The sequence below is a fragment of the Aestuariibaculum sediminum genome (assembly GCF_014596945.1).
Taxonomy (GTDB): Bacteria; Bacteroidota; Bacteroidia; order Flavobacteriales; family Flavobacteriaceae; genus Aestuariibaculum; species Aestuariibaculum sediminum.
On the sequence record NZ_JACVXB010000001.1, the window covers coordinates 516,344 to 537,043 of the forward strand.

The 20,700-nt window shown below is 34.6% G+C and carries 17 protein-coding genes and 1 pseudogene; 7 read left to right on the forward strand and 11 right to left on the reverse strand.

Going from position 1 to position 20,700, the window contains the following annotated elements:
* Positions 1-54: 54 nt before the first annotated feature.
* On the forward strand, positions 55-1,371 hold the full coding sequence (gene ahcY / locus ICJ83_RS02455; protein ID WP_188228763.1) for an adenosylhomocysteinase: 1,317 nt from the start codon (positions 55-57) through the stop codon (positions 1,369-1,371).
* 239 nt (positions 1,372-1,610) lie between these two features.
* Here ahcY and ICJ83_RS02460 read toward each other — a convergent pair whose 3' ends face one another.
* From ICJ83_RS02460 to ICJ83_RS02490, 7 genes are all read right to left on the reverse strand, one after another.
* Complete coding sequence (locus ICJ83_RS02460) at positions 1,611-1,886, reverse strand: hypothetical protein (RefSeq protein ID WP_188228764.1); 276 nt, start codon at positions 1,884-1,886, stop codon at positions 1,611-1,613.
* A gap of 110 nt (positions 1,887-1,996) precedes the next feature.
* Positions 1,997-3,016 carry a phytase gene (locus ICJ83_RS02465; RefSeq protein ID WP_188228765.1) on the reverse strand — a complete coding sequence of 340 codons (1,020 nt, stop codon included), beginning with the start codon at positions 3,014-3,016 and terminating at the stop codon, positions 1,997-1,999.
* A gap of 15 nt (positions 3,017-3,031) precedes the next feature.
* Positions 3,032-5,872, reverse strand: coding sequence for a TonB-dependent receptor (locus ICJ83_RS02470; RefSeq protein ID WP_188228766.1), 2,841 nt, complete (start codon positions 5,870-5,872; stop codon positions 3,032-3,034).
* Between the two features lie 278 nt (positions 5,873-6,150).
* Positions 6,151-6,411, reverse strand: a complete 261-nt coding sequence (gene rpmA, locus ICJ83_RS02475) for a 50S ribosomal protein L27 (RefSeq protein ID WP_188228767.1) — start codon at positions 6,409-6,411, stop codon at positions 6,151-6,153.
* 23 nt (positions 6,412-6,434) lie between these two features.
* Positions 6,435-6,932: a 50S ribosomal protein L21 gene (rplU, locus tag ICJ83_RS02480; protein ID WP_188228768.1), complete on the reverse strand. Its 498-nt coding sequence runs from the start codon at positions 6,930-6,932 to the stop codon at positions 6,435-6,437.
* 98 nt (positions 6,933-7,030) lie between these two features.
* Entirely contained in the window at positions 7,031-7,471 is a 441-nt protein-coding gene (locus ICJ83_RS02485; RefSeq protein ID WP_188228769.1) for a DUF4199 domain-containing protein, read from the reverse strand.
* Positions 7,472-7,560: 89 nt separating this feature from the next.
* Entirely contained in the window at positions 7,561-8,436 is an 876-nt protein-coding gene (locus ICJ83_RS02490) for a DMT family transporter (RefSeq protein ID WP_188228770.1), read from the reverse strand.
* Positions 8,437-8,537: 101 nt separating this feature from the next.
* Between ICJ83_RS02490 and ICJ83_RS02495 the strand changes: the two genes are divergently transcribed.
* A complete protein-coding gene (locus ICJ83_RS02495) occupies positions 8,538-9,023 on the forward strand; it encodes a heavy-metal-associated domain-containing protein (protein WP_188228771.1) in 486 nt (161 codons plus the stop codon).
* Between the two features lie 57 nt (positions 9,024-9,080).
* On the opposite strand, the gene gldD is transcribed toward ICJ83_RS02495, so the two are convergent.
* The 4 genes from gldD to mutY form a co-directional block, all read right to left on the reverse strand.
* Entirely contained in the window at positions 9,081-9,665 is a 585-nt protein-coding gene (gene gldD / locus ICJ83_RS02500) for a gliding motility lipoprotein GldD (protein WP_188228772.1), read from the reverse strand.
* A complete protein-coding gene (locus tag ICJ83_RS02505) occupies positions 9,655-10,968 on the reverse strand; it encodes a gliding motility-associated protein GldE (RefSeq protein ID WP_188228773.1) in 1,314 nt (437 codons plus the stop codon). The genes gldD and ICJ83_RS02505 overlap by 11 nt, the downstream gene beginning before the upstream one ends.
* 44 nt (positions 10,969-11,012) lie before the next feature.
* On the reverse strand, positions 11,013-11,465 hold the full coding sequence (locus tag ICJ83_RS02510; RefSeq protein ID WP_188228774.1) for a single-stranded DNA-binding protein: 453 nt from the start codon (positions 11,463-11,465) through the stop codon (positions 11,013-11,015).
* 112 nt (positions 11,466-11,577) lie between these two features.
* Positions 11,578-12,615, reverse strand: a complete 1,038-nt coding sequence (mutY, locus tag ICJ83_RS02515; RefSeq protein ID WP_188228775.1) for an A/G-specific adenine glycosylase — start codon at positions 12,613-12,615, stop codon at positions 11,578-11,580.
* Between the two features lie 128 nt (positions 12,616-12,743).
* On the opposite strand from mutY, the pseudogene ICJ83_RS02520 reads away from it, so the two are divergent.
* The 5 genes and pseudogenes from ICJ83_RS02520 to ICJ83_RS02540 form a co-directional block, all read left to right on the forward strand.
* Positions 12,744-13,043: pseudogene (locus ICJ83_RS02520) on the forward strand (HU family DNA-binding protein); the annotation flags it as partial.
* A gap of 418 nt (positions 13,044-13,461) precedes the next feature.
* The gene (locus tag ICJ83_RS02525; protein ID WP_188228777.1) at positions 13,462-15,009 is read left to right on the forward strand and encodes an Rne/Rng family ribonuclease; all 1,548 of its coding nucleotides are present in this window, start codon (positions 13,462-13,464) and stop codon (positions 15,007-15,009) included.
* Between the two features lie 277 nt (positions 15,010-15,286).
* Entirely contained in the window at positions 15,287-17,341 is a 2,055-nt protein-coding gene (locus ICJ83_RS02530) for an alpha-galactosidase (RefSeq protein ID WP_188228778.1), read from the forward strand.
* 361 nt (positions 17,342-17,702) lie between these two features.
* Entirely contained in the window at positions 17,703-19,127 is a 1,425-nt protein-coding gene (locus ICJ83_RS02535) for a sulfatase (RefSeq protein WP_188228779.1), read from the forward strand.
* Between the two features lie 9 nt (positions 19,128-19,136).
* A complete protein-coding gene (locus tag ICJ83_RS02540) occupies positions 19,137-20,573 on the forward strand; it encodes a sulfatase-like hydrolase/transferase (RefSeq protein WP_188228780.1) in 1,437 nt (478 codons plus the stop codon).
* Positions 20,574-20,700: the final 127 nt, after the last annotated feature.

Below are 20,700 nucleotides of genomic sequence, written 5' to 3' on the forward strand. Positions count from 1 at the left end.
CTATTTACGCTTTAACTGCAAGAATGTTTAGTGTAAAAACAAAATAAAGATATAATGAGTACAAAAACAATTCCTTACGTAGCGAATAAAGTTAAAGACATGTCGCTTGCAGACTGGGGTAGAAAAGAAATAGAATTAGCCGAAGCTGAAATGCCGGGATTAATGTCTTTACGTGAAGAATATAAAGACTCTCAACCTTTAAAAGGCGCTCGTATTGCTGGTTGTTTACACATGACCATTCAAACGGCAGTGTTAATTGAAACCTTACAAGCTTTAGGTGCCGAGGTAACTTGGAGTTCTTGTAACATTTTCTCAACACAAGATCAGGCTGCTGCAGCTATTGCTGCTGCCGGAACTGCTGTTTACGCTTGGAAAGGCATGAATGAAGAAGAATTCGATTGGTGTATCGAGCAAACACTTTTCTTTGGTGAAGATAGAAAACCATTAAACATGATTCTTGACGATGGTGGTGATTTGACTAACATGGTTTTGGATAAATACCCAGAATTAGCTGCAGGAATTAAAGGTTTATCTGAAGAAACCACTACAGGTGTTCACAGACTTTACGAGCGCGTGCAAAACGGAACATTACCAATGCCAGCTATTAACGTTAATGATTCTGTGACTAAATCGAAATTCGATAACAAATACGGCTGCAAAGAAAGTGCTGTAGACGCCATTCGTCGTGCTACCGATGTGATGCTTGCCGGAAAACGCGTTGTAGTTTGTGGTTATGGCGATGTTGGTAAAGGTACAGCAGCGTCGTTTAAAGGTGCCGGAAGTATTGTTACGGTAACTGAAATAGACCCTATTTGTGCGTTACAAGCTGCGATGGACGGCTACGAAGTTAAAAAATTAGAAACCGTTGTTGGTAATGCCGATATTGTAATTACAACTACAGGAAACAAAGATATTGTTCGTGGTGAGCACTTCAAGGCCATGAAAGACAAAACCATTGTTTGTAACATTGGGCATTTCGATAACGAAATCCAAATGGCTTGGTTAAACCAAAACTATGGAAACACTAAAGTTGAAATTAAACCTCAGGTTGATAAATATACAATCGATGGAAACGACGTTATTGTTTTAGCCGAAGGTCGTTTAGTGAACTTAGGATGCGCAACAGGTCACCCTAGTTTTGTAATGAGTAACTCGTTTACAAACCAGACTTTAGCTCAAATCGAACTTTGGAACAATTCTGAAGCTTACGAAAACCAAGTTTATATGTTACCTAAACATTTAGATGAAAAGGTTGCTAAATTACACTTGGCAAAAATTGGCGTTGAGCTTACCGAGCTTAGCGACGAGCAAGCCAAATATATTGGCGTAACAGTTAATGGTCCATACAAACCAGAACACTACAGATATTAAAATTAGTATTACTGAACATATTTCAGAATATCAACTTATAAAAATCCTGAGCTACATGGCTTAGGATTTTTTTATTTGGGCATTTGCTAAATCATCACGCTTTCCGCTATATCTTTTTACATGTTGGCTATGCAACTTTTTCGTTCCTCAAAAAACCACTCGAACTGACATAAAAAGCATGCCGCTGCAATCGTTATTGCGAAACCTACTTTAATTTGAATATAATTGTTTAGAAAAGGTTACTCCTCCACCATATCTTCTTCAAAATACCACCAAAGGCTCGAGTCTATGGTAGATTTCATCTTGTTGATATCTACATCATCTTTTAAAAAAACAGTTAAGTTTTCGTTAGCCCTATTTTGCCCAACAGTATCCTGAATTTCTACAAGTTCTATTTCTTTGAAGCGTTCCAGGTGCATTTTTATTCGCGCATCTAACGTTTCATCACCTAAGTAAATTTTAATAGTCTGCTGGCTTGGTGAATTTCTAATTTCTGATCTAAAAGGAAGTTGCATAGTCTTATGGTTTAGATAGTTGGTATTAAATTAATCAATTATTTTGTTAAAGTCAATAAAAAAACCTTCCCGAAATCGGAAAGGCTTTTTAAAACACTTTAAAACTATGTTTATTCCTTAAGTTTTAATAAGTCTAAGTCGTGATAGAAAAAGGTTTTATTATCACACATAGAAACAAATAGTCCATTTGGAAATTTTTTACCTAATGCCGTCGTTGTTACATCACAACCATCGGTCTCATTAGTTCCTAAATTTATTTCCTTAATAAAGGCATTCGTTTTTAAATCAAATATATTAAAGGTGTGTGCCTGCTGATTAGATACAACCAAAAATCCATAATCAGCGTAATTAGCAATGGCAATACCTTCAATATCGTCTTTAAAATGTTCGCCTCCAAAAAGACTCACTTCATCATTTCCTCGTGCTGGGTTTGCATGATATTTTCTAATACCAACACCTTCATCGGAATAATACACATACCCAGAAGCATCATCAACTGCAATAGCTTCAATTTCCTTTTGCCCGCTAAACTGCCCCATTTTTCTGAGTAAATTAGCATGAACGCCTAAAGAATCGGCTACTAATTCATATTGATATAAATACCCTTCTTTCGGTCCTTTTTTTCTACTAACAAAAACAGACACTTTTCCGTTTACAGGGTTTTTATAAATTGAAACTCCCATAGGGCGTTTCATTTCAACTGTAGTTTCATCTTCAAACACTTTGAATCCGCCATGATCTAAAGGTGTCATATCTGGAACAGAATACACACGTATTTGATGTTTTTCCCGCTCAGAAAACACCATAATGTCCGTCTCTGTTGAATCATTCAATTTAAAACCATATTCAATATCGACATTATTTGGATAACTTACGCCTGTTAAACTCTTACTTGGAATTATTTTTCCGTCAAGATTGAACGCATAAACGCCTCCATTAACCTCATCTTTATCGGTGCCAAAAACAATACTTTGTTCTGGATTTGTTTTATTAACCCAGATAGCGGGGTCGTCGGTATCATGGGGTGTGGTTTCGGTAACCGTTGTTGCCACTATTTCAGGTAATTTAGCCATGCAGGCCATTAATAAAACAGTCGTTCCAAAAATTAAATTTACTTTTAATTTCTTCATTAAATTCTCTGCTATCTATTTTTTAAACAAATCGTATTTCAACCCGAAATTCAAGCGCTTTTCGTAATATTCCATCTGCATGGTTCTGGAAGATACCCCCTGATAATAACGTAACGGTTGGTTGGTAATGTTGTTTACATTTACATACAAACTCAACTGTTTTGATAATGCTACATTAGCGTTAAAGTCTAAGAAAAACTGCTTATCATAATAACGGTCTTCAAAAGGACGACCACCAATTTCATCAACATATGCATCGGAGAAATTTCCTGATAAACGTACACTAAAATGCTTATCTGCATATCCTAATGAACCATTAAACATATTAGGTGCTGTATTTGGCAAATCTAAATCGGTACGCTCGTCACCATCTTCATTATAAATACCATCGGTATTAGATGTTAAATACGTGTAGTTTAGATAAACACTAAAGTTTTTAGCAAAACCAGGTAAAAAATCTAAACGACGTTGTAACGAAACTTCGGCTCCAAAAACGGTAGCTCCATTTCCATTTAAAGGTTTGTAAATCTCGTAACCGTTGTTGTCTTCTGAAACATTTGTATATATAAAATCTTGAATGTCTTTATAGAACACTCCTCCCGACAGCAATCCAACAGATTTAAAATACTGTTCTGCCATTATATCGAAGTTCATCGAGGTGGTTGGATTTAAATCGGAATTACCAAAATAAATTTCTTCATCTTCATTATTAATCTCCTGATATGGCACTAAATCGACATAATTTGGTCGTGCCAAAGTATTCGTCCAAGCAAAACGCAAAATAGTATTTTCGGCCACATTATATTTTAAGTGCAAACCTGGTAAAATATTGGTATAGTTTGCCTTGTCTTTAACTATCTGAGTTCCATCGTAATCGCCATCGACATTAAAAACTAACGTATTACCCTCACTGTTAATAACTGTATGCTCTAAGCGCACACCAGCCAACACCGAAAATTTATCTGAAAACTGCTGATTCAACATGGCGTATCCGGCATAAACATATTCATTAACATCAAAATTGGCCGTTAAATACTCATCGGGAAGATCTTCGCCCGAAAATAGATTGGTATTGTATAAATCCAATCCTCCTAAATATTCTTCTGATGCGAAGGTACCAACCTGATACTGACTTCCAGCAAGGTAATCGTTATCAGAATAATTTTTAGTAGGAACATCACCTAAGAATTCTAAAGCACCTGTTTCATCGCTGTACTCCATAAAATCATTATCTCTGTTTTTATTTTTCAAACGACTTTTAAATCCGAATTTCAAAAACCCTTCTTGATTTTCTACTAAGGTTAAAGGCGCTTTTACATTAACGAAAAAGTTAACATCCTGCTCTTCGGTATATTGATTTTCTTCTGAAATTTCATCTAATTCGAATAAGCTAAAATCGGCTTCTGATGCATTTACAGGTGTAAATAAAGGCTTTTTGGAATTATTATTATAGTTTATTCCATATGCGCTTTCGTACTCCAGATAACGCTCATTTAAACGTTCTTCAGATGCTTTAGAGAAGGATGCCATCCAGTCTAACTTAACGCTTCCAAGTAGGTGGTCTCCACCCAAGCTGTAGTTTTGCATACGCTGATCTTCGAGACGTCTGTTTTTATTACGGTTACTGTCGATACCTCCTTTTGTTTGGCGCTTTGCTTCAACAGGAAACCCTGTTAAATTTCCGTTTGCATCTACCGAAAAATCTCCGGGTTCAATATCTTCACCGTCTAAAATTTCATTCTCTAAGCGGAAGCGGTTTTCACGATCGTCGCGCCAGTTGTAAATCGATTTAAAATACAAACTGTTATTCTGGTCTAATTTATAATCGAAATTAGCCGAAAAACTTCTTCGAACGCGCTGAACTAAATACTCTCTTATTTCGAAAACTTTGGCATATGGATTGACATCAATTGGCACTAAATTATCTTCATCGTTATTTGCATTATACTCAAATTCATCTTCCCATTCAGCTTCAACGTTATCGCTTCCAAAGTCGTTATCGTTTATGGAAGCAGAAACCATCCAACCGAATTTATCGTTTTTAGAACGGTTTCCAACCAAAAACGACCCGTTTAAAATACGTTTATCGGTAATAAAATTTATACCAGAACCAGCAGTAGCGGATAAACGGAAACCTTGTGGTGATGTTTTTGTTATTAAATTTACAGAACCACCAAGGGCATCGGCATCCATATCTGGTGTGACCGCTTTATTAACTTCAATGGTTTGAATCATATCCGATGGAATTAAATCCATTTGTACGTTACGGTTATCGCCCTCGGCTGAAGGGATACGGCTTCCGTTTAATGTTACCGAATTTAATTGAGGCGACAAACCGCGAATAATAATATTTCTAGCTTCCCCTTGATCTACTTGCATGGTAATTCCAGGAATCCGTTTCACCGCATCACCAATGTTAGCGTCTGGAAATTTACCTATTTGATCGGTCGATACAATGTTGGTAATATTCTGTTTGTTTTTTTGCGTGTTCAATGCTCTGGCTTGCCCTCCAAGACCGTAACCCGTAATTAATACTTCGTCTAATTCGGTCGAACTTCCATTCATTGTAAAATTCAAAGTCGTGGTTTGACCAGCCCGAACTGCAACTTCTTTTTCGATATTGGAGTAACCAATAAAACTTACGATTAATTTGTAAGCCCCCTCTTTTATATCGACGATAGTATAAGACCCATCGAAATCGGATACCGCTCCTTTGTTAAGCCCTTGTAAAGCAACAGTAGCCCCAGGTACCGTAACCCCGTTCTCGTCGGTAATAATACCCTTTATATTTCCTGTTTGTGAAAAACTGCTGATACAGAAAAGAGACAGCAGCATGCATGTATAAATGTGTTTCATTACTAAGTTAATTTTGTTTGTTTTTTTCTGCAGCAAAACTACCTAGCTATTAACGTACGTACCTGAATTAAAAGTTAACAAATCATGAAAGATTATACCTCTGGCAATAGCATTTTATAACTTCATTACATTGAGGTAACATTACTTTAAAATTCCATGAATAAATGTATAAACTCAGATTCGCAATCAGTTTTTACAAAGACATGTGTATTATAAATAAACACAAAAACCCTTTCTGAAAACAGAAAGGGTTAACTTATATTAAAAAGTATAGTTTCTTAAGCTTCGAAAGGCTCTATAGAAACATAAGACTTATTGTCTTTCTTTTTAGTAAATTTTACAACGCCATCAACTTGAGCGTGTAAAGTATGATCTTTACCTTGGTATACGTTTTCACCTGGGTGATGTGTATTACCTCTTTGTCTAACGATAATATTACCTGCTATTGCAGCTTGACCACCAAAAATCTTAACACCTAATCGTTTCGATTCTGATTCTCTACCGTTTTTCGAACTTCCGACTCCTTTTTTATGTGCCATTTTATTTCGATTTTATTTTGTTATTAACTTAAAGCAGCGATTAATTCAGCTTTCTTCATTGAAGAATATCCTGAAATCTCTTTTGCTTTTGCCATTTCTTTTAATTCAGCAACAGTTAAACTGCTTAAATCTTGAGAAGCTTCAGCCTTAGGAGCTTCAGCTTTTGGAGCTGCTGCTTTTTTCTCAGCTTTAGCGGCTGGTTTTGCACCTGAAGCAACAATACTTTCAATAACAATTTCTGTTAATGCTTGTCTGTGACCGTTTTTTACACGGTAACCTTTTCTACGTTTTTTCTTGAAAACGATAACTTTATCACCTTTAAGGTGCTTTAAAACTTTTGCTCCTACTTGAGCTCCGTTTATAGCCGGGGCGCCAACAGTTACATTGTCTCCGTCGCTTAAAAGAAGTACATTATCAAAAGATACTGCTTCACCTTCTTCTGTTGCTAAACGATTAACAAAAACTTTTTGGTCTTTTTCAACTTTAAATTGTTGCCCTGCTATCTCTACAATTGCGTACATAGCGTAACGTTTATTAATTAAATTTGTTATAAATACTACTAACCTTATATAAGGCGGGTGCAAATATACTGCTAATTAATTAATTTACAAACGTTTTATTAAGTTTGCGAACTATTTTTTAAATATTGCATAACTACCAGAGTAGCAATGACTGTGGTGGCAAAGCCCATGATTAAAACCACAAAAGTTACCAGCCCTGTATCAGCGTTTAAACCTCCGTTTATAACGTTATACAATTCGGATAAGAAACCATTATTAATTTCGGTAATGTAAAAGAGAAAGAAAAATGTGAATAAAATAGCTGCTATAAACCCTGTGATAAGCCCTGTTTTAAACCCTTCGCCGTAAGAAAACGCTTCAGGCTTTTCTAGCTTTGTTAGCTTAATAGCCTCGTAAATACCAAATGTTGTAATTACAGCATTAAAAAAACTAAAACCAGGATAAATGTGCTTATGAAAAAGTGCCAATATTAAAAAATAAGCAATTAATACAGCACTTGTTACTAAACCAAATCGAATAGGAAGCGTTATTTTTTTCATTTTTACTAAAATTAATTCTCTTAAATTTCGTAAAAAATCCTGAATAATAATAATTTATAATCAAATATTATCGGTTAACAACCTGGTATTTATCGCCGTCTATGAACCAAAAAAACTCCTAAAAGTATTATAAAACTGGCCACTCCCTGGGTAAAACTAAATTTTTCACCATCTAAAAACCCCCACATCAAAGCAACTATTGGCATAACATACGTAACCGACGATGCAAATACCGGCGCACTAATTTTAACTAATTTATTGAATAATATTTTAGCCATGGCCGTACCGAAAAATGATAAGGTGGTAACGTATACCAAAGCCATTCCAAATTCTGGGTTATTGAAAGTTTCATGTGAAAAAAAATCAACAAAAAATAACATAACAACAGCTGGAAAAAATATTACAAAGTAATTTCCAGCAGCTATTGTTAAGGGTTTTATATCATAAAGATAGCGCTTAATTATATTCACATTTAGTCCATACATAATTCCTGACAACAGAATAAATCCAGCATACCAGTAATTTTGATTTGGATTAATTTCAGCGCCATTTAACATTAAAATACAAGACCCTACAAATGCAATGATTAAACCTAAAAATTGACGTTTTGATGAAGGTATATTAAACAATGTTAGTCCTAACCAGAATGTATGCATAGGCACCAAAGAATTTAACACCGAGGTTACTGCACTATCAATTTCTGTTTCAGCAATAGCAAATAAAAATGCAGGAACAAACGAACCTACCAGACCAGAAACAGCCAACCATTTCCACTCGTTAATACGCACCGATTTTAAACCTCGAAACCCTAACGATAACAATATTAAGGAGGTTATCAAATTTCTTAGCACGCCAAGTTGCATTGGGGTTAAACCTAAAAGTGATTTTTTAATTAAAATAAATGAGCTCCCCCAAATTATTGACAATGTAAAAAGATAAACCCATTTTATGTTATTTGTTTTCAACCCTTAATTTTTTAAACGGCACAAAATTAGAGTTTCTAAAACCATTTCATACTATTATTTAGTAGATTTGTATTCTATTATTTTCTTAAAAACCCATTAATATGAAAAATATAATTTTCGTTGCGCTAATAGCACTATTTGCGTTTAACTGTAAGCAGAAAACTGAGGCCGAAATAAAAACTGTTGAAATAGCTTCCAACAGTACAAATAAAGTTAACCCAGATGCAACATTTGCGAAAGCCGAATTTACGGTAGAAGGCATGACCTGTATGATGGGATGCGCTAAAACTATTGAAAATAAACTAACAAAAATGGACGGCGTAAAATCGGCAAAGGTTGATTTCGATAAAAAATTAGCGATGGTAGAATATGATGTAGCTACCGTTACACCTGAGAACCTTACAACTACGGTTACCAATGTAAGTGACAGCTATTCTGTTAGCGACATGAAAACTGTAGACAATTTTTCTTCTAAAAAAGATTGTGATCCAGACTGTAAAAAAGCCTGCTGCGCAAACAAAACAGAAGCCGAACAAACAGCTTGTGGGGTAGATTGCAAAAAAGCCTGTTGTGCTGAAAAAGCTTAATAACCTAACAAAAAAAACGCTTTATAAATTAGACCTTCAATGAGAGGGTCTTTTTTTTTATTTCCATTTTAAGGTTTCCATAATATGCTTAATATCTTTTTGCATATAATTGGCTGCTGGCAATATAGAATCGTAATTAGGTTTCGCATAAAAGTACAAAGACCCCGTTAAAAAGTGATTCACGCTATCGGTAACATAAAATTGAGCAGGAGAAGCCACATTACCCCTAACTTCAGAAAACACCCCATAAACCTTTTCTAATTCATTTTTAAAAGGAAACATTGGAGGTACTTCATCGGCCTTTATCATGTGTTCTAAAGTCAATTTTTCAGCGTCACGCAAATATTGTTTCAATGTGGTATCGCTATTATTCACCGCCTTGTAGGTTAAAAATATGGTCCCCTTTAGCGATGGATATTCGATATTAACCCCATAGCTTTCATGCTTTGCTGGCAACTTTTTCAATTTTACATCTGTAGCAAGAATATTAGTTTCAAATGAAAACGGTGCATTAATATCTAAAGTTTGGTATTTAGGCGCCGGATAATCTAACCTTAAATAAGCTTTAGGTTTAGGCACATAATCCTGACCACAAGATATGCAAAGCAAAACAACACATATTAAGAGTAAATTATACTTCATCAAGAATGGTAAATTTAACAAGCTTTATTCGTTTTTTATCTAAAGCTTCAATTTTAAAAACGTAATTTTTGAAATTTATTTTACTATTTAACTTCGGAAAACTTTTAGATATTTCTAACACAAAACCTGCAATGGTTTCGGCTTCCCCTTTATTATCTTCAAAAACGGTATCATCTTCAACTTTAATGATTTTATAAAAATCTTTCAGAGCCGTTTTACCTTCGAACACATAATTATGATCGTCGAGTTTCGAATAAGTTAAATCTTCATCATCAAACTCGTCGCTAATGTCACCCACAATTTCTTCAATAATATCTTCCAAAGAAATTAGTCCTGAGGTTCCTCCGTATTCATCAACAACAACGGCAAGATGTACTTTTTTATCTTGAAATTCTGTCATTAAATCGTCGAGCTTTTTGTTTTCTGGCACAAAAAATGGTTCTCGAATTAAACTGGTCCAGTCGAATTGTTTCCTATCGATGTAAGGCAATAAATCCTTCACGTATAGTATCCCTTTAATGGTATCAATATTTTCCTGATAAACAGGAATACGCGAATAGCCATTTTCAATAATTTCAGACAAAACATCGGTATACTTCTGCTCAATGTTTAATGCAAAAATATCGATACGCGGCCGCATAACTTGCTTGGTATCGGTATTACCAAATTGCACTATCCCTTGTAAAATTTTATGTTCTTCGGTTGTGGTATCTTCTTCGCTGGTTAATTCTAAAGCCTGAGATAATTGATCGACGCTTAAATTGGATTTTTGTTTACCTAATTTATTATGTATAGCCAAAGTAACACTGCGCATTGGCAAGCTTAACGGCGATAAAACAACATCTAAAACCCTTAGCGGATATGCCATAAACACGGCAAATTTTAAATTATTACGACTGGCATATATTTTAGGTAGAATTTCTCCAAACAGTAAAATTAAAAAGGTAACAATAACCACCTCTATGAGAAACTGAACCACAGGAGAGCTAATACTTTCGAACAAGAATCCTCCCAAATAAGCAAATAATATAACGACTGCTATATTTATAAAATTATTAGCTACCAAAATAGTTGCCAACAACTTTTTGGGTCGCTCTAACAAATCGGAAATTATTTGAATACGCCTAGATTTTTCTTCTAATCCTTTTTCTATATCGCTACGTGAGAGTGAAAACAAGGCTACTTCGGCACCGGAAATTAGCGCTGAACAACATAGCAGAACAAATAATAACACAAAACCAAAAACCACGGAATAATCAACTGTGGTTATTAAACTACTAAAACTGGCGGGCTCAGGGTCCAAATATTAAAATTTAAGTTAAACATAAACACGGTATACGTGTTGTATTAAAAAGGAAGATCGTCGTCTTCTACAGGTTCATTGGATACAGGTTTACTATCAACTGCCTTTGATTCAGGCGTTGCCTGCTGTGAACTTGTCGCCTGTTGCGCTTCACTTTCCTTTTTCGTTGTTAAAAAAGTAAAATCTGTACATTGAATTTCGGTTGAATAACGTTCGCTCCCCGAATCGTCAGTCCATTTTCTAGTTTTTAATCGACCTTCTATATATACCTTGTCGCCTTTACTTAAATACTTTTCGCATATTTCGGCTCCTTTATTTCTAACCACTATATTATGCCATTCGGTATTTGTTACCCGTTCGTTAGTTTGTTTACTAACGTAGGTTTCGTTTGTAGCTAAAGGGAATCGACCTATGCACCCTCCTCCTTCAAAATAGTGCATTTTTACTTCATCGCCTAAATGGCCTATTAGCATAACTTTATTTAAAGTTCCAGACATAATTATTATTTGTTATTTAAAAGCAAAATTAAAGAATTGCTATTCATTACATAGATTTGCATTCCATTTTTTTAAAATTAATAAAAAATTACGACTGGCAATAAAAACGTATTTAAAAATTAAACGCTTCAATAAACTTATCTATTAAAATAGGCACGGCATATTGTTTTACATCGTTATAATCTATACCATTAATGCTGGAATCTAATTTTACAATCCAGAATTTAGTATACAAATGCTGATGTGATAATTTATGAATGACTTCATCTCGGTTATATAACGATAACTCGAAGGATCTGTTCCTGAGTAAATCATGACGTTTTAATAAGGCTTCCATATCATTAAAACCCATACTACTTTTGGTTTCAATTAATGGAAACTGATATAGATTTTGCCAAATACCTTTCCCCAAGCGTTGTTCCAATATGGTTTGATTATTAGAAGATAACAGCACCAGAAAATTGAAAAATTTCCTTTTCGCTTTGTTAGCCTTGAGTTTTACAGGATATAACGAAATCTTTCGATCATTATAAGCTACACATTTATTTATAAACGGGCATGTTGGGCAATCGGGATTTTTAGGTGTACAATGCGTCGCTCCAAATTCCATAATAGCCTGATTAAAATTGGCTGGGTTTTTAACGTCGATAAGTTCTTGAGCCAAAGCTTTAAACTCTTTATTGCCAGCAGTAGTATTTATAGGTGTATCGATACCAAAAACACGAGATAACACTCGATATACATTACCATCCACTACGGCAGTTGGTGCATTAAAACATATAGAAGCTATTGCACTGGCGGTGTAATCGCCAACTCCTTTTAACTTTAAAAGTTCTTTATATGTGCCAGGAAACTTCCCGTTTAGTTCGTTGGCGACATACTTGGCAGTTGCGTGTAAATTCCTAGCTCGGGAGTAATACCCTAAACCTTGCCACAATTTTAACACATGACTTTCATCGGCATTTGCCAGATCAAAAACAGACGGAAATTCGGCCACAAATGCTTCATAATATGGCATACCTTGCTTAACTTGTGTCTGCTGCAAAATGATTTCCGACAACCAAATATAGTAAGGTTCGCTAGTGTTTCGCCAAGGCAGATCTCTCTTGTTGACTGAATACCAACTAATTAAAATTTCATTAAATATCATTAACCAAATAAATTCAGCCAACAAAAATAAACGTTTATAATCTTAAATTTTAATGAATTAGGTTTGAAATATTGAATATTTAATTCCTATATTTGCATCCCTTTTAAAATTATAGTAATCTAAAAAAATATATTAAAATGACGAAGGCTGATTTAGTAGCGAAAATTTCTGAGAAATTAGGAATTGAAAAAGGTGATGTACAAGCAACAGTTGAAACTTTCATGGAAGAAGTAAAATCATCTTTAGAGGCAGGAGATAACGTATACCTTAGAGGTTTTGGTAGTTTTATCATCAAAACTAGAGCGGAGAAAACAGGTAGAAATATCTCTAAAAATACTACTATTAAAATACCATCTCACAACATTCCTGCATTTAAGCCAGCAAAAATATTTGTTGAAGGCGTTAAAACTAATGTAGAGGTTAAATAACGAAACATTTAAAAGAAATATTAATTTAAAAAACACTATTTATGCCAAGTGGTAAAAAACGTAAGAGACATAAGGTTGCTACGCACAAGCGTAAGAAACGTAGACGCGCTAACCGTCACAAAAAGAAAAAATAATCAAGAAAAGTAGTTAACAGCTACTTTTTTTGGTTTTAAAAAAACAAACGTTCTTTGAAATGAGTTCAAGAGAATGTGGGCATAAATTTTGCCTTTCCTGAACTCCACGGATTTAAAAAATCCTGTGAAATCTGTTGTTATTACTGACATCAGATTAAAAAACAATGTATAATCCATCTGTACCATTTAGGTTTTAGGTTTAGGTTTTTATGTTTTAAGCAAAAAAGCTTTTAATATTAAACGATAAACTTTTCAACTAAAACGTATGGATAAAAATTAACTAAATGGATAAAGAATTGATCATTAGATCTAGTTCCGATGACGTTGATTTTGCCTTATTAAAAGATGGAAAATTAATTGAATTACAGAAAGATGAAGGTGGGAACAACTTTTCGGTTGGTGATGTGTTTATAGCCAAAATAAGAAAAGCTGTTCCTGGTTTAAATGCTGCATTTGTTAATGTAGGTTATGAAAAAGATGCCTTTTTGCATTATCATGATTTAGGACCTAAACTACCTTCCCTTTTAAAATTCACTAAAAGTGTAAGCACAGGTAAACTAAAAGATTTCTCTTTAAAAAATTTCCCATTTGAAAAAGATATTGATAAAGACGGCAAAATTGCCGATGTCTTAAAATCAAATCAGTCGCTATTAGTACAAATAGTAAAAGAACCTATATCTACAAAAGGCCCAAGGATAAGCTCAGAGCTTTCAATTGCCGGTAGATATATTGTTTTAGTACCTTTTTCTAGCCGCATCTCTATTTCGCAAAAAATAGAAGATAAAGATGAAAAAGACCGACTAAAACGCCTGGTAAAAAGTATTACACCTCCAGGATTTGGTATTATTGTACGTACCGTAGCACAAGGCAAAAAAGTAGCTGAACTAGACAAAGATTTACAAAATTTGCTGAGTCGTTGGACCGCAATGTGTAAAAAGCTACACAAAGCCCATCATCCGAGTAAAGTATTAGGTGAAATGAACAAAGCCTCGTCAATTTTACGAGACATTTTTAACGACACCTTTACAAGCATTCATGTTGATGATGAAGAGCTTTATTTTCAAATTAAAGATTATGTGCATGAAATTGCACCTAACAAAGAATCAATAGTTAAACTTTATCAATCTAATGTTCCAATTTTTGAAAAATTTGGAATAGAACGACAAATTAAAACCTCGTTTGGCAAAACCGTTTCTATGGCTAAAGGCGCCTATCTGGTAATAGAACATACCGAAGCCCTGCATGTTGTAGATGTAAATAGCGGAAACCGCTCTAACAAAGCCAACAACCAAGAGGAAACTGCATTAGAGGTTAACTTAATAGCCGCAACAGAAATTGCCCGACAGCTGCGTTTACGCGACATGGGAGGTATTATTGTAGTCGACTTTATTGACATGACCAATGCTGAAAACAGGCAGAAGCTCTTTAATCATTTCCGTGACGAAATGAAAGACGACCGAGCGAAACACAAAATACTGCCGCCAAGTAAATTTGGATTGATACAAATAACAAGACAGCGAGTAAGACCAGAAATGAACATTAAAACTCGGGAAGAAAACCCCGACGAAATAATGAATGGTTCTGAAGTTGAAGCACCTATTGGAATTGTGCAAAAAATTACTCACGATCTTGAAAGACTATTAAAAAAAGACTATAAAAAGTTGACTTTAAACACACATCCTTTTATAGCAGCCTTCTTAACAAAAGGTTTTCCATCTATACGTTCAAAATGGTTTTTTGAACACAAAAAATGGGTTAAAATTTTACCAAGAGACGCTTACACATACCTAGAATACCACTTTTTCGATAAAGATGGTAAACAGGTAAAATAACTATTAAAAACCCCTGCTAGTTTTAGTTAGGGGTTTTTCTTTTTTATGGCGCTACCCTTCGGCATACTCAGGGTCGGGCTATACGCTATATCTTTTTCTCGTAACTCTAAAAAGGATGCCGCTTCTATCCCTAACGCAACTAAATTTTCTGAAATTATTTTTCCATTTCCTATTTTCGCATTTCACCGAAAAAATCAAAGTTTATTAAACCCATTACTATTTTTTTTAGTTATTTCATCCCTCAAATAATAACAGAAAATCCTGGCATACCCAAACCATGAAAAACATAATAAGTAGTATTTTATTTTTAAGTCTTTTTTTAACTGGCTATTCTCAAAACACAGGCCTCATTTCAAAACTAAATTCAGAAAAAGAACAACTTAAAAATTGCTATGCTAGACTAGGAATCGACACTTTAACTATTGGTAATGCATTTATTGAAAGGCAATTTTTATTTAATAACGGAAACCTTATAAGTACCAAAATAAAAAACAAAACTACTGGTAAAACTATTGATATATTCAATGGTCATACACCTGATTTTAATATTGAAGGCTTCAATCCTATAAAACAACAACATACGTTTAACATAAATAAAATCGATAAAAACCCCATCGTTCCGGCACATATTGAAGTTCAAATTATTACAGTTTATGAGGGTTTACAAGTAAAACAATTATTTAAAATTTTCCCATCGTCTATGGGTATTGCCTGCGATTATTTTTTAAAAAAAACGGAGCATAATTTAGCATTTACACCAGAACAAATTAATATAGAACAATTAAATTTAAACACCATCCATTGGAACGCAGAGGCTATAGAGTTTATAGATCAAACGGATAAAAACGACAACTATGTATCTAAAAAAAATAGCATTCCATATCATACCAACACCTATGTTGGAAACCTTTTGTATCTATCAAATTTAATTGAGAATAAGGGATTATACATTTTAAAAGAAGCCCCGGTTTCTAAAATTCAACTTAATTATCCAGGTTACGATTTTAAATCTAAAGTTAATGATAACAAGCTTAAAATTCAATCTGACGGACTAGGCTTAAAACCTTCGGATTTAGAAATAAACCAATGGGTTAAAGCCTTTGGTTACGTTATTGGGGTTCATAATAACGAAAACCTCAACAAAAAAATAGCGCTGAGAAGTTATCAAAATAATTTAAGAATACTACAGCCCGACCGAGATGCTATGATTATGGTAAACACCTGGGGCGATCGAAATAAAGATTCAAAGCTTAACGAAGCATTTATACTTAATGAATTACAAAAAACTCACGAGCTTGGCTTCACACATTATCAAATAGACGATGGCTGGCAACAAGGCCTATCAATGAATTCAGCTTTTAACGGCGAACGCCTTTGGAACCAATGGACTTTAGCCGATTGGCAACCCAACAAAGAACGCTTTCCAAACGGTTTTAAAAAAATTATAAAACGTGCCAAAAATTTAGGAATTAAAATAGGTTTGTGGTTTCATCCCAGTAATGAAAATGATTATAAAAACTGGGAACAAGACGCCAACATTGTACTGGCCTTATATATCGAATATGGCATTACAAATTTTAAAATAGACGGCGTAAAACTTCCCACTAAACAAGCTGATATTAACCTAAGCAAATTTTTTAAAAAAATTCTTGAAGTTTCAAATTATCAGATTGTGTTTAATATTGATGTGACGGCTGATAAACGTTATGGTTATCATTATAATAATTATTTAGGAAATATATTTTTAGAAAATCGTTATACCGATTGGAAAAACTACTATCCATATCGAACCCTTAGAAACCTTTGGATGTTATCCGAATATATACCATCGCAGCGCCTGCAAATTGAGTTTTTAAATAAATGGCGAAATAACGACAACTATAAAAACGATCCCTTTGGCCCAAATAACTATTCATTCGATTATTTATTTGCTATTACCATGCCCAGCCAGCCACTAGCCTTTTTTGAAACTACTGGTTTACCTGAAGAAGCAAACGCATCCATTCCCCTTTTTAGAACTTACAAATCCATTAAATCAGGTTTAGACCACGCGTATATTTTCCCCATCGGCAATGAACCCAGCGGGAATAGTTACACCGGATTTCAGTTTATGATTTCAGATACCGAAGGCTATATTCTCGTTTTTAGAGAACGTCATGAGAAGAACGAATTTAATATCTCAACTTTAATACCTTCAAATTCAAAAGTGAGGCTTACCAAAGTATATGGCAATGGCAAAGATTTTGAAGTTATGGCAAATAACGAAGGTAAAATTGTATTTAAACTAGACCAAATTAACAGTTATTGTTTATATAAATATAAAGTTCTTTAACAATTAATTTGCAACGCAGTTTATCGTTGTTTTGTAACAATTTATTAGCATTTACCAATAAAATTCTTAAAAAAAACTGTATTAGAAGAAAAAATCTCTCTTAAAAAGTGCTGAGCAACGTATGCCGCAATTTGAATCTTTGTCCAGACAAATAGAAAAAATATTACATAAGTTCAAAATTCCAGCCATATTGAGCAGTGTGTATATATTGATACTGCGTAAAACCGCTCTAAGAGTTTGAGGTGCCCACACAAGCACATTCCTAAGAGAAAGCGTATAAAACAATTACCCTACCTCCATTGAAGTTATAGATATTATATTAATTTGCAATAATATCATCCGATTCAATTTAAATCTAAAAATGAAATCTAAACTTTTAATTCTTGTTCTGGTAGTATATGCACTAAGTTCAATTCGTTGTACGCCTTCTACTAAAAAGCAAAAGCCCAATATTCTCTTAATATGTATTGATGATCTTCGCCCAGAATTAAAAAGCTTTGGAGCAGATTATATTATTTCTCCAAATATTGATAAACTAGCTAAAAACGGTGCGTCTTTCCAAAAACACTTCGTTAACGCGCCAAGTTGCGGACCATCTCGTTATACCCTTTTAACTGGACAGTATGGACCTGCAAGCAATAATGCCTTTTTTGTTCGTAAAAGTAAATTAGAACAAAAATCTGAAACCATAAACCCAACCATGCCAGAATGGTTTCGAATGCATGGCTACACCACTGTTTCGGTAGGAAAAGTGTCTCATCACCCTGGTGGTCGAGGTGGCACCGATTGGAACGACAGTACCAAAATTGAAATACCTAAGGCATGGGATAAACATCTTATGCCCGTAGCCGATTGGCAACACCCACGAGGAGCAATGCACGGACTTGCTCATGGTGAAATTAGGATGCCCGAAAGAAAAATGGATGTTTTTCAAAGTGCTGAAGGGACCGACAATATTTATCCAGATGGAGCTATCACTAATGAGGCTTTAAAACAATTATATAGCCTTACTAATAACAAAGAAAAACCCTTCTTCCTTGCAGTTGGTTTAATTAAACCGCATTTACCATTTGGCGCTCCAAAACCTTACTATGATGCTTACAAAGACCTTGAACTTCCTGAGATTGAGCACCCCGAAAAACCAGATGAAAAAACAACTTGGCATTCATCTGGTGAATTCATGAAATATAACCGATGGGGAAAAGACCCCAATCAGGATAAAGATTTTGCAGATGAAGTACGTCGTCATTATGCCGCATGTGTGAGTTACGCCGACGCTCAAGTTGGTAAAGTACTAGAAGCATTGAAACACACAGGAGCAAATAAAAACACCATTATTGTACTTTGGGGTGACCACGGTTGGCATTTGGGAGAACATGCCATATGGGGCAAACATAGTTTATTTGAAGAGTCTTTACGCTCACCTCTTATCATTCAATATCCAGAAATGAAACACAAAGGTCTAAAATCGGATGCTCTAGTTGAAACCTTGGATATATTTCCAACGCTTTGCGAGTTAACGGGCGTTAATGTCCCTGAATTTACTCAGGGAACATCACTTACCGACCTATTAACTAATAAAACCACAACCGAACATTATCCTATTGCATATACGGGCAATGCCACTACGATTAGAACAAAAACCCATAGATTAACACTACATAAAGATGGTTTTGTTGAACTATACGATGAAACATCGGAAGAAAAAGAAACTAAAAATATTGCTGAACAATTCCCTTATATTGTGCAACAGCTGAAACAAAGCTTAAAAGAAAAATTAAAATAAATTCATTTCATGATTAAAAAACTATTTTTCTACCTCTTAACCTATTCATTATTAATTCATTTTTCTTGTCAGGAAAGCCAATCGACAAGTTCAAAAAATAAGCCTAATATTTTATTAATTATGGCCGACGATTTAGGTTGGTTCGATACTGGATTTAACGGAAATAATGAACTGCAAACTCCTCATTTAGATGCTCTGGCCGCTAAAGGAATTATTCTGAATAGATTTTACTCGGCATCAACTGTTTGTTCGCCCACTCGAGCCAGTGTCCTTACAGGTAGAAATCCATTCAGAATGCATATACCAGATGCCAACACAGGACATATGCTTCACGAAGAAATAACAATAGCTGAATTATTAAAAAAACACAATTATGCCACGGGTCATTTTGGGAAATGGCATTTAGGTACCTTAACACGATCGGTATCCGATGCTAATCGTGGCGGAAACCCAGACTTTCATAACGACTATAGTCTACCCACCGAACATGGTTATGATGAGTTTTTCTGTACAGAATCAAAAGTTCCCACGTTTGACCCCATGTTTTTTCCAACACATTTTTCTGAAGATGAAAGTAAACGTTATGGTTGGAAAGCCATAAAAAACAAGGATTCGGTTCAAAATTATGGCACAGCCTATTGGATAGGGCAAGATAAAAAAGCTATTAATAACCTTGAAGGTGACGACTCCAAAATTATCATGGATCGGCTTATCCCGTTCATAGAAAAAGCACATCAAAATTCGATACCATTTTTCTCCACAGTATGGCTGCATACACCACATCTTCCTGTGGTAAGTGATAGTTTACACCGGAGTAAGTACGATCATCTACCACTAGATAAGCAGTTATACTATGGGGCTATTTCAGCTATGGATGAACAGATTGGAAGACTTTGGAAAAATCTGGAAGAACTAAATATTACTGAAAATACGATACTTTTTTTCTGTAGCGACAATGGTCCGGAACTAAATACGCCTGGAAGCTCAGGAATATATCAAGGCGCTAAACGCAGTCTATCTGAAGGCGGAGTTCGTGTTCCTGCTTTTGCGGTTTGGAATGAACATTTTAATGCCGTAAAAACAACCGATGTTCCGTGTAATACAAGTGATTATCTTCCTACCATCTTAAACATTTTAGGCGACACCTATCCCGACGAACGCCCTCTTGACGGAATTAATATTCTAAATGTTCTAAAAGGAAAAACCAAAGAAAGGAAAAAACCTATGGGTTTTTTGTACAAAGAAAAAATGTCTTGGGTTACACAGCAATTTAAATTAATAAGTAGGGATAACGGTAAGCACTTCGAACTTTACGATTTGTTGCATGACCCATCTGAAACCGTCAATATATATTCTCGAAATCCAAACCTTGCAAAACGAATGGAAACTGAATTAAATACATGGCTCAAATCGATAGAAAAAAGTAAAGCTGGAGAAGATTATTAAAACGTAATCCCCTAATAATTTACTTAAATAAAGTACTTAACTATAAAATAAACCCAGCAGTATAAAAACAGAAATAAAACCTTATTTATTTCACTAGTAATTCAATAGATTTTAGTAACTTAATGGT

Excerpts from the sequence above, each read along its gene's own strand:
- ahcY (WP_188228763.1), top strand. The coding sequence starts at position 55 with ATGAGTACAAAAACAATTCCTTACGTAGCGAATAAAGTTAAAGACATG.
- ICJ83_RS02460 (WP_188228764.1), bottom strand. The coding sequence starts at position 1,886 with ATGCAACTTCCTTTTAGATCAGAAATTAGAAATTCACCAAGCCAGCAG.
- ICJ83_RS02465 (WP_188228765.1), bottom strand. The coding sequence starts at position 3,016 with ATGAAGAAATTAAAAGTAAATTTAATTTTTGGAACGACTGTTTTATTA.
- ICJ83_RS02470 (WP_188228766.1), bottom strand. The coding sequence starts at position 5,872 with ATGAAACACATTTATACATGCATGCTGCTGTCTCTTTTCTGTATCAGC.
- rpmA (WP_188228767.1), bottom strand. The coding sequence starts at position 6,411 with ATGGCACATAAAAAAGGAGTCGGAAGTTCGAAAAACGGTAGAGAATCA.
- rplU (WP_188228768.1), bottom strand. The coding sequence starts at position 6,932 with ATGTACGCAATTGTAGAGATAGCAGGGCAACAATTTAAAGTTGAAAAA.
- ICJ83_RS02485 (WP_188228769.1), bottom strand. The coding sequence starts at position 7,471 with ATGAAAAAAATAACGCTTCCTATTCGATTTGGTTTAGTAACAAGTGCT.
- ICJ83_RS02495 (WP_188228771.1), top strand. The coding sequence starts at position 8,538 with ATGAAAAATATAATTTTCGTTGCGCTAATAGCACTATTTGCGTTTAAC.
- gldD (WP_188228772.1), bottom strand. The coding sequence starts at position 9,665 with ATGAAGTATAATTTACTCTTAATATGTGTTGTTTTGCTTTGCATATCT.
- ICJ83_RS02510 (WP_188228774.1), bottom strand. The coding sequence starts at position 11,465 with ATGTCTGGAACTTTAAATAAAGTTATGCTAATAGGCCATTTAGGCGAT.
- mutY (WP_188228775.1), bottom strand. The coding sequence starts at position 12,615 with ATGATATTTAATGAAATTTTAATTAGTTGGTATTCAGTCAACAAGAGA.
- ICJ83_RS02525 (WP_188228777.1), top strand. The coding sequence starts at position 13,462 with ATGGATAAAGAATTGATCATTAGATCTAGTTCCGATGACGTTGATTTT.
- ICJ83_RS02530 (WP_188228778.1), top strand. The coding sequence starts at position 15,287 with ATGAAAAACATAATAAGTAGTATTTTATTTTTAAGTCTTTTTTTAACT.
- ICJ83_RS02535 (WP_188228779.1), top strand. The coding sequence starts at position 17,703 with ATGAAATCTAAACTTTTAATTCTTGTTCTGGTAGTATATGCACTAAGT.
- ICJ83_RS02540 (WP_188228780.1), top strand. The coding sequence starts at position 19,137 with ATGATTAAAAAACTATTTTTCTACCTCTTAACCTATTCATTATTAATT.